At 66.3% G+C, this 14,367-nt stretch carries 8 protein-coding genes and 2 tRNA genes; 5 read left to right on the top strand and 5 right to left on the bottom strand.

Annotated features, from left to right (window positions below):
- Positions 1-107: 107 nt before the first annotated feature.
- Positions 108-779, bottom strand: coding sequence for a protein-L-isoaspartate O-methyltransferase family protein (locus V5F61_RS01165; RefSeq protein ID WP_393987042.1), 672 nt, complete (start codon positions 777-779; stop codon positions 108-110).
- 208 nt (positions 780-987) lie between these two features.
- Here V5F61_RS01165 and V5F61_RS01160 point away from each other — a divergent pair, with 208 nt between their 5' ends.
- The gene (locus V5F61_RS01160; RefSeq protein WP_393987041.1) at positions 988-1,428 is read left to right on the top strand and encodes a group III truncated hemoglobin; all 441 of its coding nucleotides are present in this window, start codon (positions 988-990) and stop codon (positions 1,426-1,428) included.
- 11 nt (positions 1,429-1,439) lie between these two features.
- On the opposite strand, the gene V5F61_RS01155 is transcribed toward V5F61_RS01160, so the two are convergent.
- Positions 1,440-3,851, bottom strand: coding sequence for a sensor domain-containing diguanylate cyclase (locus V5F61_RS01155; RefSeq protein WP_393987040.1), 2,412 nt, complete (start codon positions 3,849-3,851; stop codon positions 1,440-1,442).
- 565 nt (positions 3,852-4,416) lie between these two features.
- Between V5F61_RS01155 and V5F61_RS01150 the strand changes: the two genes are divergently transcribed.
- From V5F61_RS01150 to V5F61_RS01140, 3 genes are all read left to right on the top strand, one after another.
- Positions 4,417-4,490, top strand: a tRNA-Cys gene (locus V5F61_RS01150).
- Between the two features lie 168 nt (positions 4,491-4,658).
- Positions 4,659-6,488, top strand: coding sequence for an ABC transporter ATP-binding protein (locus V5F61_RS01145; RefSeq protein WP_393987039.1), 1,830 nt, complete (start codon positions 4,659-4,661; stop codon positions 6,486-6,488).
- A gap of 126 nt (positions 6,489-6,614) precedes the next feature.
- Positions 6,615-6,690, top strand: a tRNA-Asn gene (locus tag V5F61_RS01140).
- An 872-nt stretch (positions 6,691-7,562) separates the two neighbouring features.
- Here the strand turns inward: V5F61_RS01140 and V5F61_RS01135 are convergent.
- Complete coding sequence (locus tag V5F61_RS01135; protein WP_393987038.1) at positions 7,563-9,344, bottom strand: methyl-accepting chemotaxis protein; 1,782 nt, start codon at positions 9,342-9,344, stop codon at positions 7,563-7,565.
- Positions 9,345-10,527: 1,183 nt separating this feature from the next.
- Between V5F61_RS01135 and V5F61_RS01130 the strand changes: the two genes are divergently transcribed.
- Positions 10,528-11,973, top strand: a complete 1,446-nt coding sequence (locus V5F61_RS01130) for a sensor domain-containing diguanylate cyclase (protein WP_393987037.1) — start codon at positions 10,528-10,530, stop codon at positions 11,971-11,973.
- Positions 11,974-12,029: 56 nt separating this feature from the next.
- On the opposite strand, the gene prpB is transcribed toward V5F61_RS01130, so the two are convergent.
- Together prpB and prpC are read right to left on the bottom strand one after the other, a co-directional pair.
- Positions 12,030-12,947, bottom strand: coding sequence for a methylisocitrate lyase (prpB, locus tag V5F61_RS01125; protein WP_393987036.1), 918 nt, complete (start codon positions 12,945-12,947; stop codon positions 12,030-12,032).
- 11 nt (positions 12,948-12,958) lie between these two features.
- Entirely contained in the window at positions 12,959-14,140 is a 1,182-nt protein-coding gene (prpC, locus tag V5F61_RS01120) for a bifunctional 2-methylcitrate synthase/citrate synthase (protein WP_393987035.1), read from the bottom strand.
- Between the last annotated feature and the right edge of the window lie 227 nt (positions 14,141-14,367).

The raw sequence follows: 14,367 nt of genomic DNA, 5'->3' as shown, positions 1-14,367 counted from the left end.
CGCGGTAACGAAGCAGCAAGATATCTGCACCGCGCGGGAGACGAAACCGAGTGGTTCGATTCCCCCGTCGCTTTTCGGATTACCGCGGCAAACGCGCCACAGGTGACTCAGAAAACGAAGCGTGGAGCGGCCTTGAAGCCGTGCAGAAGCGGCACCGCCGCATTGAAGGCGACGCGCTCGCTGGGATGGCCGGCGATCTTGGTGAAAATCGTGGCACGCCCCGCGCCGCCGGCGCCGATCACGGCGACCAGGCGCCCCCCTTCCTTAAGCTGGGCAAACAGGCGATCGGGAATCACCTCCACCGCGCCTTCGATGACGATGAGGTCGTAATCGGCCTCCGCAGGCCAGCCGGCCGCCAGCGGCCCCCGCATCACCGCCACGTTACCGACACCGAGCTCGGAGAGGGTCTTGTCCGCGGACGCGGCCAGCTCTGCGTCCTCCTCCAGAGCCACCACCTGCTGGGCGAGGCGCGACAGCAGGGCGGCGCCATAGCCGGTGCCGGCGCCGACATCGAGCACGTGGTCCTTCTCGTCCACGTCCGCGAGCTGAACGAGGCGCGCAAGGATCATGGGCTCCAGAAGGTAGCGGGCGGGGGCCGCGCCGGACGCTGGGCGAATCTCAAGATCATCGTCGATATAGGCGAGGGACTTCAGCGCCGACGGCACGAACTTCTCGCGCGGAATATCGAGCATGGCACCGACGATGCGATGGTCCGTGACGTCGTTGGTGCGGACCTGCCCGTCCACCATGCCGCGGCGAAGCTCGACGAAATCGATCATGTCTTCCCTCCGGACCACCATGCCCGGGCGCCTTGGCGATGCGGCCCGGCGGGTCAGCTCGACTTCAAGAGCCACATTGCCGCCTCTTTTGCAAGGCGCCAGCGGGCACGGCCGTGGCAGCGCGTCGCACACGGGCGCGCGGACCTTGCGCCGGCGCATTTCCCAAGCACCATCTGCGTGACCCTTGGCTCCGCCGGAGAGGACCGCCATGACCGACAGCATTCCCCTGGCCCAGCCCATGCCCGACGCACCTTCCGAGGAGGCGATCCGGGATCTCGTCTACTCATTCTACGACGCCGTGCGCACGGATCCGCTCATCGGTCCGGTGTTCGATGCGAAAATCGCACCGGATGCATGGCCGACACACCTCGCCAAGATGTGCGATTTCTGGTCCTCGGTGCTGCGCAAGAGCAGGAGGTACGATGGACGCCCCCTGCCCCCGCATCTCACGCTCGGCCCCGTGGGCGACGCCCATTTCGCCCGCTGGCTCAGCCTGTTCCGACCGGTGGCACGGCGCGCGCTAGACGCCGAGTCAGCGCTGCGCGCCATCGCCCATGCGGAGCGCATGGCCATGAGCTTCCGGATGGGCATCGCCGTGCACAAGGGAGAGGACAGCACGCGCATCGCACCGCTGCCCGAAGAGGCCTGAGGCAAGACGCCTCAAGCCTGGTGCAGTTCCCCGTGCATGTCCTCGTGCAGGTCTTCATGCTCGGCGAACGCGACCACGCGCGAGCGGCCGCTGGTCTTGCCACGGTACATGGCCGCATCCGCACGGCGAATGAGGCTCTCGGCGCTGACCACGCCGGCGCGCCCCACCGCCACGCCGACGCAGGCTGAGATGCGCGCCTCACCCTCGGCCAGCATGAACGGAGCCTGGAGCAGATCGAGCAGCTTTGCCGCAACGGTCATGGCATCCGCCTCGCCCGCCACGGTCGGCAGGAAGACCACGAATTCGTCACCCCCGACCCGCGCCACCGTGTCCTCGGCGCGCACGGCCCCCGAAAGCCGGCGCGCCACCAGGCGGAGAAGCTCGTCGCCCGAGGCATGGCCCCAACGATCGTTCACCGGCTTGAAGCGGTCGAGATCAATGAACAGCACCCCCACCAGCCGCGCATCATGGCGGCTGCGACCGAGCACCAGCTCGATCCTGTCGGCGAGCAGGGTGCGGTTCGGCAGGCCCGTGAGCGCGTCGAAATTGGCGCGCAGCCAGATCTCCTCCTCCTGCTTCTTGCGGGCGGTCACATCCGAGAACAGCGTGACATATCCGGTAAGCCGGCCATCGGGCTGCACGATCGCGCTGACCACGGTGCGCTCCACGGAAACGCCGCCGTCACGACGCCTGTTCGTGATGTCGCCTTCCCACCGGCGCTTGGCGGCGAGGCTCTTGAAGATCGGCCTGTAGAAGCTGAGGCCGTTCCGCCTGAACGACAGCATCTTCGGCTTCTGGCCGATCACCTCCGCCGCCTGGTACCCGGTGATTTCGTGGAACGCAGGATTGACGCGGATGATCTCCCACCTGCGGTCTGTGACCATGATTCCTTCGGCCGCCGCCTCGAAGACGCGCTCGCTGATAAGCGCTTCCCTTTCGAGCTGCACCGCACGGGTGATGTCCGAAAAGGCAAGGATGGCGCCCTTCGGCGCGTCGCCGTCCGCGCTGAAGCGGCGACTTTCGACACTGAGCCAAAGCAGGCGGCTCTTGTCGTCGCGGATGGAGAAGAGCTCCTCCGAGATATCTTCCGAGAGGCAGCGCACGGAAGGACGCCGATCGAGGGGGACCACCTCGCCCTGGGCGTCCAGCAGCGCGGTGCTGCGCGCTATCAGGCTCGGCTCATCGGTGCGCAGGATGGCAAGCGCCCGCTCGTTCCACGCGGTGATGGCGCCCGCCTCGTCCACCAGAATGAGGCCGGCAGGCACGGCCTCGAAGATGCCGCGATAGCGCGCTTCGCTCTCACGCAGGCTGCGCTCCAGCTCGTAGCGGTCGGTCACGTCGTGGATGATGGAATAAAGCGCCGTGGTGCCACCGACCGTGATGGGCCCCGAAAATACCTCCACCATGCGGATTTCGCCTGAGGCGAGCCGGTGCGGAAAGACGAAGGAGGGCCTCTCGCCCAGCTTGGCTTCCGACATGGCTTGGACAATCTCCTCCCGCGACAGGCAGTTGATGTCGGAGATGTTCATGCTGGCGAGCTTTTCGCGGCTGTAGCCGTAGAAGGTCGCAGCGGCGGCATTCGCCGCAAGGATGCGCCCGTCGCGGGGATCGGAGAGCAGCTTTACCGAGTGATTCTGGTCGAACAAGGCGTGATAGAGCGCCTCCTGACGGATCAGCGCCGCCCGCTGCCGAATATCGCGGAACGAGAGGAAGGCGAGGCCCGCGACGAGCCCCACCAGGGACAGCGTCCCGATCAGATTGGTCCAGCGATGTGCGGTGATGGCCTCATCCAGGGGAGCCAGGAGATCGGCCGTGGAAAGACCCACGAAAATCACCACCGGCAGGTTTTTCAGCCGCGCCCAGGCATAGATGCGCTCGATCGGCTCATGGGTCGCCGCCGCCGTGAAGACCCCCTGCACCGGCGCATCCGGCCGCAGGTAGGGCCGCGAGGCCTTCACCGCGCGCCCCATCAGCATATCGATCTCGCTACTGCGGGCGAGATAGGTGCCGTCAGGAATATGGACTGCACCCACCGTGTCGTCGTTGCCCAGGACCACCAGGGCCAGTTCATCTGAAAGAAACTTCGGCGAGACCGTCATCACGACAACGCCCGCAAACCCCGCGGCATTGAGAATCGGGCGGGCCATCGGAACAGCCCAGCGCGCGGCTCCCGGCATCCGTGCTGCTTCCCCAACCGCAAGGAGGTCGTCCGGCGGCTCCATCCGCAGCACCTCGAAGAACTGCATGGCGGAAATGTCGCCCCAGACCGGCGCGACGCCGCTGGAAACGACGAGACGCCCCCCGGCATCGTAGACCGCGATCTGCGCTTCGGCCGATGCCGGCAGGAGCGCGAGCGCCTGGGTGGTGAGAAGCCCGAAGTCTTCAGGCGCGCGTGAATAGTCCCTGCGGACGTTCTGCAACAAATAATCGGCCCCACGGAATGTGGCCGAAAGCTGCTGCCTCGCGGCTTCACTGATCTGCTGCGCCCGCAGCCTCCCAGCCTCTATCGCATCTTGCCGCGACAGGAAGAATGAGTATTCGAGATACCCCCAATAGCTCGCCACCGAGATCGCAAATACAATGATTGCCGCGACGATGTGACTGGAATTGAACCGAACACGCATAGGATACTCGACGGTGGGCAGACTGACCGGCGGTTGACGAGAGGTGATTTATATAACCCTGCGTCAGCTCTCAACCATATTTAAATGGTATTATTTTACATTTTACACGATTTTCTTGGCCCCGCCATGCTTCTTAATGTCCGCAATGGATGCAGTTCGTCCGCCACTGATACTGCGCGAATGCCGAACGCACACCTGAAGCGCCACCGCATGGCTGCGTTCCGCGCACAAAGCCAACGCATCGCGACGCTCCACGAGGTGCGCCGCACGCCAACAGAACATAGCGCGCATGCTGAACGCCGAGGAAATCCACAGCCCGGCCTTGCGCTGGCCGATGCGGCACCGTAAGAAGCGCACTTCGTGAGGCCACGTGGCGGAGTGGTTACGCAGCGGACTGCAAATCCGTGTACGGGGGTTCGATTCCCTCCGTGGCCTCCATTCGGCATGCCGGACATGCCATTGCGGGCTACCATCCCGCCCATGCGGCAAAGGCCGCCTGCCTGCTTTGATCGCCTGCGGGGCGTCTTGCGCAATTGACTTGCCGCGGCCATGGCGCTTGAACAGCACGCGAAGCGGCCGGCCCCTCGCCCTCCGCTGGAGAAGCGCATGAACGCAAAAACGGACAACCCGCCGAAGGAGCGCGTCAGCAGCGAAGAGACGCTGTCCGTCGTGCGGCGGCTCCTGCTCTCGGACGGGAAGCTGCACTGGAAGGGCTACGCCCTCGCCTTCGTCTTCATGGCGATGATGGGGGGCTGCACCGCCACCCTCGCCTATCTCATGAACGACGCGGTCAACGCCATCTTCGTGCATCCCACTCCGGAAGCCGTGTGGCTGGTGACGGGCGCGGTGATGGCGCTCTCCATCATCAAGGGCATCTCGGCCTACGGCCAGACCATCGCCATGGCGCAGGTCGGCAACCGCATCGTCGCCGACAACCAGAAACGCGCCTTCGACAAGCTGATGCAGCAGGACGTGTCCTTCTACTCGAAGTCGCACACGGCCGAGATCTCCATGCGCTTCAACATGGGCGCCGCCGGCGCCCGGGGCACGCTGGAGCTTGTGATCTCCTCCATCGGCCGTGATCTGGTGTCGCTCATCATGCTGGCATCGGTCGCCATCGCGCAGGACCCGTTCCTGGCCGTGATCGCCCTGGTGGTGATGCCCACTGCAGTGCTCGGTACGCGCAAGCTCATCCGCCGCGCGAAGAAGCTGTTTGCCACGGGCTTCCAGTCCGGCGTGAAGCTCTCGTCCATCGCGCTGGAGGTGTTCCAGGGCATCCGCACGGTGAAGGCCTACACGCTGGAGCCGGAGATGCGCGAGCGCACCCGCGCCTTCATTGACGACCTGGAGCTGAACACCAACCGCCTCGTGCGCACCCAGGCCAAGTCCAGCCCGCTGATGGAAACCCTGGGCGGCCTCGCCATCGGCGGCGTCATCCTCTACGCCGGCTACAACGTGATCGTGGTGGGCCGCTCGCCCGGCCAGTTCTTCTCGGTGCTCACCGCGCTGCTGCTCGCCTACGAGCCGGCCAAGCGCCTCTCCAGGCTGCATGTGGAGCTGGTGAGCCAGGTGATGGGCGCGCGCATGCTCTTCGCCCTCCTCGATTCGCCCGCGCCCGAGGCGGAGCCGGCCGGCACGCCCGACCTGCCGCGGCCGCGCGGCCGCGTGGAGTTCAGCAAGGTCGTGTTCGGCTATCGCCCCACCGAGCCGGTGCTGCGCGAGATCGACCTCCTGGCCGAGCCTGGACAGACCACAGCGCTGGTGGGCCAGTCCGGCGGCGGCAAGACCACCGTCATCAACCTCATCGAGCGCTTCTACGATCCGCAGTCGGGCGTCGTGAGCTTCGACGGGGTGGATACGCGCACTGTGACGCGCCGGTCCGTGCGCGCCGCCGTCGCGCTGGTGAGCCAGGACGTCTACCTGTTCTCCGGCTCCATCCGCGAGAACATCGGCTTTGGCCGAGCCGGCGCCACCGATGAGGAAATCATGGCCGCGGCCCGTGCCGCCCATGCGCACGACTTCATCATGGGCTTCGAGGACGGCTACAACACCCGTGTCGGCGAGCACGGCGCGCAGCTGTCCGGTGGCCAGCGCCAGCGCATCGCCATCGCCCGCGCCTTCCTGAAGGATGCCCCCATCCTCCTGCTCGACGAGGCCACCGCCGCGCTCGACAGCGAATCGGAGGCGGAGGTGCAGAAGGCCCTGCACGCGCTCCAGCACGAGCGCACCACCATCGTCATCGCCCACCGCCTGCAGACCGTGGTGCGCGCCGACAAGATCTGCGTGGTGGACGGCGGGCGCGTGGTGGAGGCCGGAACCCATGAGGAGCTGCTCGCCAAGCGCGGCCGCTACTATGGCTTCTACCATCTCCAGTTCGCCCACGAGCACAAGGAGCCCGAAGCGGACGCCGGAACGCAGGACCTCCTGCGCGCGTGACGACATCTCTCCCCCGGCCTTCGCGGCCGGGGGATTTCCACAGGCAAGTGCCGCCAGCCCGATGTTAGGACTTCACAAGCGGCAAACCGGTTGCTATATCGCCCTCCTCGGTCGGCAACGACCTGTTCCCCGATAGCTCAGTTGGTAGAGCGTTCGACTGTTAATCGAATGGTCGCAGGTTCGAGTCCTGCTCGGGGAGCCATCTTCTTCCAGAATGCAGACCACTAGGCGGGCACGGCGACAAAGCGGCGTCTGAAGGTTCCGCGCCTGCGCGAGCGCACGCTGCGCTGAATGAACGTCTGAAGCCGCCCCTTCTGAGCCCGCGCCCCAGCATGGCGCCCAGCTTGGCGAAATGTCAGAAGACGTCGCCCTCCGAGAAGCAAAGCGGCACCGCAGATGCTGCGACGTGCCGCCTCCTGGCCCGCGCCCTCGGCAATTCGCATGCGGCTGCGGTCGGTTCTCACCAGGGCATCGCGGACGCCGGAACAGCGCCTCAGCGGCAGTGCACCCGCACGCCGCGCCTGACACCAAAGCACCCGGGAAAAGACTCTCGCGCCTTTGGTCAGACTCACCAGACCCTCAGGCGAGAATTGAGTGGCGCCAAGCAAGGGCGAGGACCTGCCCGGCAGCAATTGGGCTTCGCCCCACTATAGTAAGGATGCGCCATACGCCGACGAAAACCGCGCGGCAGGCCTGGCCGCAGCCACGGGCCGCCTGTTCCCAAGGCCTCACGCTCACGCAGCCCGAACAGCAAATCTGCACACGGGCGGTCCTGCACGAAGGCCGCAGTGGCAGTGGCGCGCCCGACCTCTGCCAGATTTAAAGAACGACCGACAAGGAATCGGCAGCGGTGGCGGCGGCAGCCTCGACGTCAGCACGCCACACCGACAAAGAAAGAGCGATCGGCCAGCCCGATGCCTGACCCACATGCTCCGTCCGCTGGGCATCCGGCGAAGCCGCTGATGAAATGTCCTCTTTCGGACGGCGCCTCCGAGCCCGAATGCGGCAGGACATCGCACAGATGGCACGAGGCGCCCACCCGGGTGGGCGCCTCGACGGTTCGCAGTGCGCGCGTCAGGCCGCCCGCACGTTGGCGAGGAAGCCGTTCACCTCGCCGCGCAGGCGCTCGGACTGCCTGGCCAGCTCCTCGGCGGAGGCGAGCACCTGTGTCGATGCCGCTCCGGAATCGCGGGCCGCGATGCTCACGCTCTCGATGTTCTCCGAGACCTGCTTGGTGCCCACGGCGGCCTGCTGCACGTTGCGGGCGATCTCGCCGGTAGCCGCCATCTGCTGGGTCACGGCTGCGGCGATCATGCCCGAGACGCCGTTGATGTCCTCGATCGCCTTGTTGATGGCAGCCATCGCCTCCACGGAATCGTGGGTAGAGGACTGGATAGCGGTGATCTGATCCGCGATCTGCTGCGTTGCCTTGCCAGTCTGCTCCGCGAGGCTCTTCACCTCGGAAGCCACCACTGCGAAGCCCCGGCCCGCATCCCCCGCACGCGCCGCCTCGATGGTGGCATTGAGGGCGAGCAGGTTGGTCTGCTGGGCGATGGCGCTGATGAGGTCCACCACCGCGGCGATGCTGGTCGCGGAGGCGGAAAGGGCCTCCATCTTGGCCGTGGTGGCATCGGCATTGGTCGCGGCGGCCTGGGCCATGCGCGCGGATTCCTCTACCTGGCGGCCGATCTCGGCGATGGAACCGGCCAGTTCCTCGGCAGCTGCAGCCACAGTCTCCACATTCGCGGAAGCCTGCTCGGAAGCGGCCGCCATGGCGCCGCTCTGGGCGGAGGTCTCCTCCGTGGACGCGGTCAGGGTCTGGGCGGAAGCCTCAAGCTCGGTCGCGGCAGACGAGACGATATCCACGATGCCGCCCACCGAAGCTTCGAAGCTCTCAGCGAGCTGAGCCAAGGCGGCCCGCTTCTCCGCCTCGGCCTGGATCTTGGCTTCCTCGGCCTCGCGCTCCAGGCGCACCTTCTCCTGGCCGCTCTCCTTGAAGACCAGGGCGCACTTGGCCACCTCGCCCACCTCATCGGCGCGATCGGTACCGGCAACGACCGTGTTGTAGTCCCCCCGGGCGATCTGCTGCAGCACGTTGACGATGCCGCGGATGGGCCGGGCGATGCCGTAATGGCCGATGAGATAGCCCAGAACCAGCGACACCAGGATGCCAATGGCGGCCCCACCCATCATCACGGTGGACGCATGCCGATACTCCGCATCGGCCCCGGCCACGGACTGGCTCATGCGCAGATCGAGCGCGCGGACCAGAGCGGCGACGCTCTTGCGCACGTTCTCGGCGGCCGCGCGGCCCTTGAGGGCGGATTCGCGCAGCACCGCGGTGGATTCGCTGACCTCCTGATCCTGCATGGTCTCGGCGGTCCGCACGGTGGCGGCCATCTGTTCCATGTAGGTGTCGAACAAGGCGCGGATCTCGTCCAGCTGCGCCCTGTCGTCGGGGCTGGTCAGGCTGGCGGAGAGCGTCTCCAAATTCTTGTAGAAGCCGGCGCGCTCCACCTCCACCTGACGCATGATGTCCTTGCGGGCCTGCTCGCTCGGATCAATGGCGATGCGGTATTCACCCCGACTGAGAACGGTGATGCCGATGGAAAGGCGCGCGCCGTTCAGCGCGGATTCAGAAACTTCGCTCATCGACTGGGCGGTGGAATTAAGCGTGCTGAGCGAGCGCACGCCAATGGCCGTGATTGCCAGCGCGGCGAGCGAAAGCACGCCGACCACCATCAGGATCTTCGTGAAGATCTTGAACCGTGCCAGGAAGCCGGCGCCACGCCCCGCGCCTGCCGGTGAGGAGCCGGCATAGCCCCCCATGGAAAGGACATCGTTGGTTATGGACATTTAAGACCCTCACTGCTCAACCGATTGATATCACAGGCTGCGACCTGCAACCGCCGCTTGACGTGGGGGTATTATTTTAAGTTATCGGCACCATGACCAGATGATGTGAAGCTCTCTTTCTGCCGGCAAAGGTTCCACATCTCACACCGATGTGATTGTCACCATGCAGCCACCGCATCAACCATCACGGCACGCGATGTACCTGCCCTTTCCTTCCAGAATTGCTCTCGGCCTGGATTCTCTACCAGACACCGCGCAACCCTGACGCTGTTCCCACCGCCCCCATATGAGATAAAATCATCCCCCCGGAGGAAACTCAAGCAAATTCAACTTATTGCTAAACGGTGCATTTTCTTTTGGAACAGCTTTAACCTGAAATCTCAGTGATTTGTCCAAATGCTGAGCGCCCTGCCGCAACTTCGGGCGCGCCCGTTCGACGGGAGACATGCCGCCTTCGCGCCGCGCCGGAGCAGAGCAGGAGGGGCTCGCCCAACTCTAAAATATGATACATTGCAATGCACTATTTGACATTTGGAGGAAACTGGCGCCGCTCGCGCGCGGCTCGGCCGTGACAGCGTCGGCATGTCTGCGCGCCGCATCCGCAGGCATCTCCGCGCTCTGCCCGCTGCCAGAAGGCGACAGAACGGGCGACGCGAGCCGGCGTAGTATCCACAGCCCCATCTGGCGACGACGACGGAGGGGATCGATGCTGGACACCCTGCGTGCCTCGGAACGACCCTGGCCCGATGAGGCGGTCCTGTTCTGTCCCTTTTCGCCGGCCCAGCGATCGGCCAAGGGGAGACTTCGACAAGATGACGAAACACAGGCCTCGGTGCCGGCATGGCGCTTCCTGGCCCCTTCCCGCCGGCGGCCGGTGCCACGGGCACTTGCCTTGCGACGAAGTTACAAGCTCGGCGCCGGCGGCACTCTTGGTTGCAATCCCTGTATCCCTCGCCCTTCAGCGAAAAAGCCTCCGCTTTGGATGAGAACATATCCGCTCCGCTAAGCAATTTTCACGCAAGTGAACCATGGGAAATGGAGATGGGCGATTGAAAGATCCGCCCTCTTTCCTCATTGCTGAAGCGGCAAAGGAGGAAGCACAGCGACCTCCCAAAGGGAATGCCGCATGGGCCGTGGATGGAAGCGCATTGTAGGGGGCCCCATCTTCCCGATGGTGGTGGCAATGCTCGTCACAACCATCGTGTCGGTCCAGGGCTACATTCTCTATACCTCTTACCAAGCGACCTGGCTGCTCGCGACGCGCTCCGAAGAGAACGTGCTGCGCACGCTGGCGGCGAACATCAAGCGCAACCTCGACATCATCGAGCTGTCGCTGATCGGCCTCGAGGCGGCGTCGCAGCTCGACGGCCTCGACGACCTGAACCCGCAGATGCGCAACATGCTGCTTTTCGACCGCGCGGCGAGCGCCCGCTACCTGGGCGCGCTCCTCGTGCTGGACCCGGAGGGCAACATCCGCTTCGATTCCGGTGCCATCCCCCCACGCTCCGGCAATTTCGCGGACCGGGATTACTTTCAGGCTCAGCTCGAACCGGGGCGCGGCACGTTCATCAGCAAGCCCTTCGGTAGCCGCATCGGCAACGGAGAACCGAGCGTCGCCGTAAGCCGGCGCATCACGAAGCCCGACGGCAGCTTCGCCGGCTCCGCCATCGGCTCGATCCGCATGGCGTTTTTCCGAGACCTCGTCCAGCAGATCAACCTCGGCCCCGACAGCGTCGTGGGCCTGATGCGGACAGACGGAATATTGCTGTTCCGCCAGCCCCCCGCCGGTCACGACGTCCACAGCGGCACGGACATCGCGTCCTCCTCCGTATTCCAGAAGCTTCTGCAGCACCCGGGCACGCCGCTGGCCGAACGCTCGGCCATCGATGGCGTGCGCCGCTATTACGTGAGCGCGCAGATCGGGGACTTTCCCCTGCTGCTGACGGTTGGTATCTCGAAAAGCGCCGCGATGAAGGAATGGCACGAGCGCGCGCTTGCCACGGCCGCCATCACCGTCGCCGTCTGCATCCTCATAGCGGTGCTGTTCCGGGCCCTGCGGCAAGCGCTGATGCGCAGCCAGGAGATGGAGGAGCAGCTGGAGGCCATGGCCGTGACCGACGCGCTGACCGGCATCCCCAACCGCCGCGCGTTCGACATGGCATTTCCCAACGAGCTGCGCCGAGCCACCCGCATGGGCAACGACCTGTCGGTCCTGATGATCGACGTGGACCACTTCAAGCGGGTCAATGACGTCCACGGCCATTCCGTGGGAGACGAGGTGCTGCGCCGGCTCGCCGGGCAGGTCGCGGCCTCGATCCGCAGGCCCGGCGATTTCGCCGCGCGCTATGGCGGGGAGGAGTTCGTGGTGCTGCTGCCGGCTACCGACGCGACCGGTGCGCAAATGGTCGCCGAAAAAATCCGCCGCGCCGTCATGACCATGGCGCCGAGCCCCAGCGTCCCCGAGCTGCGCCAGGTGACGGTCAGCATCGGCGTCTCCTCCCTGCGCAGCGCGGGCGAGCAGGAACAAGCGGACCTGCTGCGCATCGCTGACGAAGCGCTCTATGCCGCCAAGGCGGCCGGAAGAAACCGCGTGGTGGCGGGCGAGACGCCGCGGCCGACCGCCGCCTGACTCTCCATGGCCCGGCCGGGAGAGTCAGGCGGTGGAAGCCGGCCCACCGCGCCCGCCTATTGGGCCGCGAGCGTCGGCACCACGGTGGCGACGATGGAGGCGTCGAGAGCCTCGAAGGCCTTGAGGTTGATGGTGTCGTAGAGCTCGGCGCGGGTCTGCATCTCCCCCACCATGGCCTTTGTGGAGCCGTCGCGGGCCAGCGTCACGTAGAGCTTTTCCTGCGCTTTGTTGGCGACGCGCAGGGAGGAGACGGGCCAGATCACCAGCCGATAGCCCATCGCCTCGAACTCCGCGGCGGTGAAGAAGGGGGTCCGGCCGAACTCCGTCATGTTGGCGAGCAGCGGCACGCCGGGCATGCGGCGGGCGAACTCGCGGAACATCTCGGCATCGTTGAGTGCCTCGGGGAAGATGGCGTCGGCCCCCGCCTCCACATAGAGCTTCGCGCGGGCGACAGCGCCCTCGATCCCCTCGCTCGCGGCGGCGTCCGTGCGGGCGATGAGGTAGAGGTGGCGCCGCGCCCTGGCGGCGGCGGCCACCTTGGCCGCCATGTCGCGCGCGTCGGCCAGCTTCTTGTCATTGAGGTGGCCGCATTTCTTCGGCAGCAGCTGGTCCTCGATGTGGACCGCCCCCGCCCCCGCATCCTCGAAGGTGCGCACCATGTGCATCACGTTCAGGGCCTCGCCATAGCCGGTATCACCGTCCACCAGCAGCGGCAGGCCGCTGGCGCGCGTGATCTGGCGGATGAAGAAGGCCACCTCGTCCACGGTGATGATGCCGAGGTCCGGCAGCCCCATGGAGGCGGTCATGGCGGCGCCGGAGAGGTAGAGCGCGGGAAAGCCGGCGGCGCGCGCCTGCAGCGCGGCCATGCCGTTGTGGGCACCGGGAAGCTTGAGGATGCCGCCCTGCTCCACCAGCGCCCGGAAACGGGCGCCGGCGGGCTCTTGCGGCAGGTCGGATGCGACGAGATAGGGCATCGTTCTCTCCTTCACGCGGCGCGGATGGCGGCGCGGCCCCGCGCCTCCAGCGGCACGAACGGCTGGTTTTCCGGTCCCACGTAATTGGCCGAGGGGCGGATGATCTTGTTGTCCATCCGCTGCTCGATGATGTGCGCGCTCCACCCGGAGGTGCGGGCGATGACGAACAGCGGCGTGAACAAGGCCGTGGGCACGCCCATCATGTGGTAGGAGACGGCGCTGAACCAGTCGAGGTTGGCGAACATCTTCTTGGTCTCGCCCATCACGGCCTCGATACGGCCGGCGATGTCGAACATGCGGGTGGAGCCCGCCTCCAGCGAGAGGCGCCGCGCCACGTCCCTGATGACCGCGTTGCGCGGGTCCGCCACCGTGTAGACGGGGTGGCCGAAGCCGATCACCACCTCCTTGGCGGCGACCCGGCGGCGGATGTCCGCCTCGGCCTCGTCGGGGTCGGCGTAGCGCTTCTGGATCTCGAAGGCCACCTCGTTGGCGCCGCCGTGCTTGGGCCCGCGCAGGGCGCCGATGGCCCCGGTGATGGCCGAGTAGAAATCCGCCCCCGTGCCGGCGATGGAGCGGGCGGTGAAGGTGGAGGCGTTGAACTCGTGCTCCGCATAGAGGATCAGCGAGGTGTGCATGGCCCGCACGTGGCTCTCCAGGGGCGCGCGGCCATGGAGCAGGTGCAGGAAGTGCCCGCCGATGGATTCGTCATCCGTCTCCACCTCGATGCGCCGCCCGTTCTGCGAGAAATGATGCCAGTAGAGCAGCATGGAGCCGAGCGAGGCGAGCAGCCGGTCGGCGATGTCGCGGGCGCCGGCATGGTTGTGGTCGGCGGCTTCCGGCAGCACGCAGCCGAGGGCCGACACACCGGAGCGCATCACGTCCATGGGGTGGGCGGCGGCGGGCAGCTCCTCCAGCGTGCGACGCACGGCGGCGGGCAGGCCGCGCAGGCTCTTCAGCTTGGCGTGGTAAGCGGCAAGCTCGGCGGTGGTGGGCAGGGTGCCGTGCACCAGCAGGTGGGCGATCTCCTCGAAGGTGCAGCTCTCGGCCACATCGAGAATGTCGTAGCCGCGATAGTGCAGGTCGTTGCCGGAACGGCCGACGGTGCACAGAGCGGTGTTGCCGGCCACGACGCCGGAAAGGGACACGGACTTCTTCGGCGCGCTCTTCACCGCGCTCGGCTGATGCTCGGACATCTGATCCTCCACGAAGACCGGTTGGGCGTGGCGTGCGGCCACGGATGAAATGCGATTGGCTTTTCCGCCCCGACGCCGCGCCGGGGCGGGGCCCTCTCCCGCCCGCGGGGGAGGACCGGAAAGGGAGCCGACGTCCGCGGCGAGGGGACGGGACGCGAGCGGACGCCGGCCGGCACGGAAAACCGCGCCTCCCCCTCCCTGCCCTCCCCCGCGAGCGGGAGAAGGTT

Source organism: Xanthobacter sediminis, assembly GCF_043195015.1.
Classification (GTDB): Bacteria; Pseudomonadota; Alphaproteobacteria; order Rhizobiales; family Xanthobacteraceae; genus Xanthobacter.
This window is presented reverse-complemented; position numbering and strand designations above follow the sequence as displayed.

Coding starts and splice junctions, on each gene's coding strand:
- prpC (WP_393987035.1), bottom strand. CDS start 14,140: ATGTCCGAGCATCAGCCGAGCGCGGTGAAGAGCGCGCCGAAGAAGTCC.
- V5F61_RS01160 (WP_393987041.1), top strand. CDS start 988: ATGACCGACAGCATTCCCCTGGCCCAGCCCATGCCCGACGCACCTTCC.
- prpB (WP_393987036.1), bottom strand. CDS start 12,947: ATGCCCTATCTCGTCGCATCCGACCTGCCGCAAGAGCCCGCCGGCGCC.
- V5F61_RS01135 (WP_393987038.1), bottom strand. CDS start 9,344: ATGTCCATAACCAACGATGTCCTTTCCATGGGGGGCTATGCCGGCTCC.
- V5F61_RS01130 (WP_393987037.1), top strand. CDS start 10,528: ATGCTCGTCACAACCATCGTGTCGGTCCAGGGCTACATTCTCTATACC.
- V5F61_RS01145 (WP_393987039.1), top strand. CDS start 4,659: ATGAACGCAAAAACGGACAACCCGCCGAAGGAGCGCGTCAGCAGCGAA.
- V5F61_RS01165 (WP_393987042.1), bottom strand. CDS start 779: ATGATCGATTTCGTCGAGCTTCGCCGCGGCATGGTGGACGGGCAGGTC.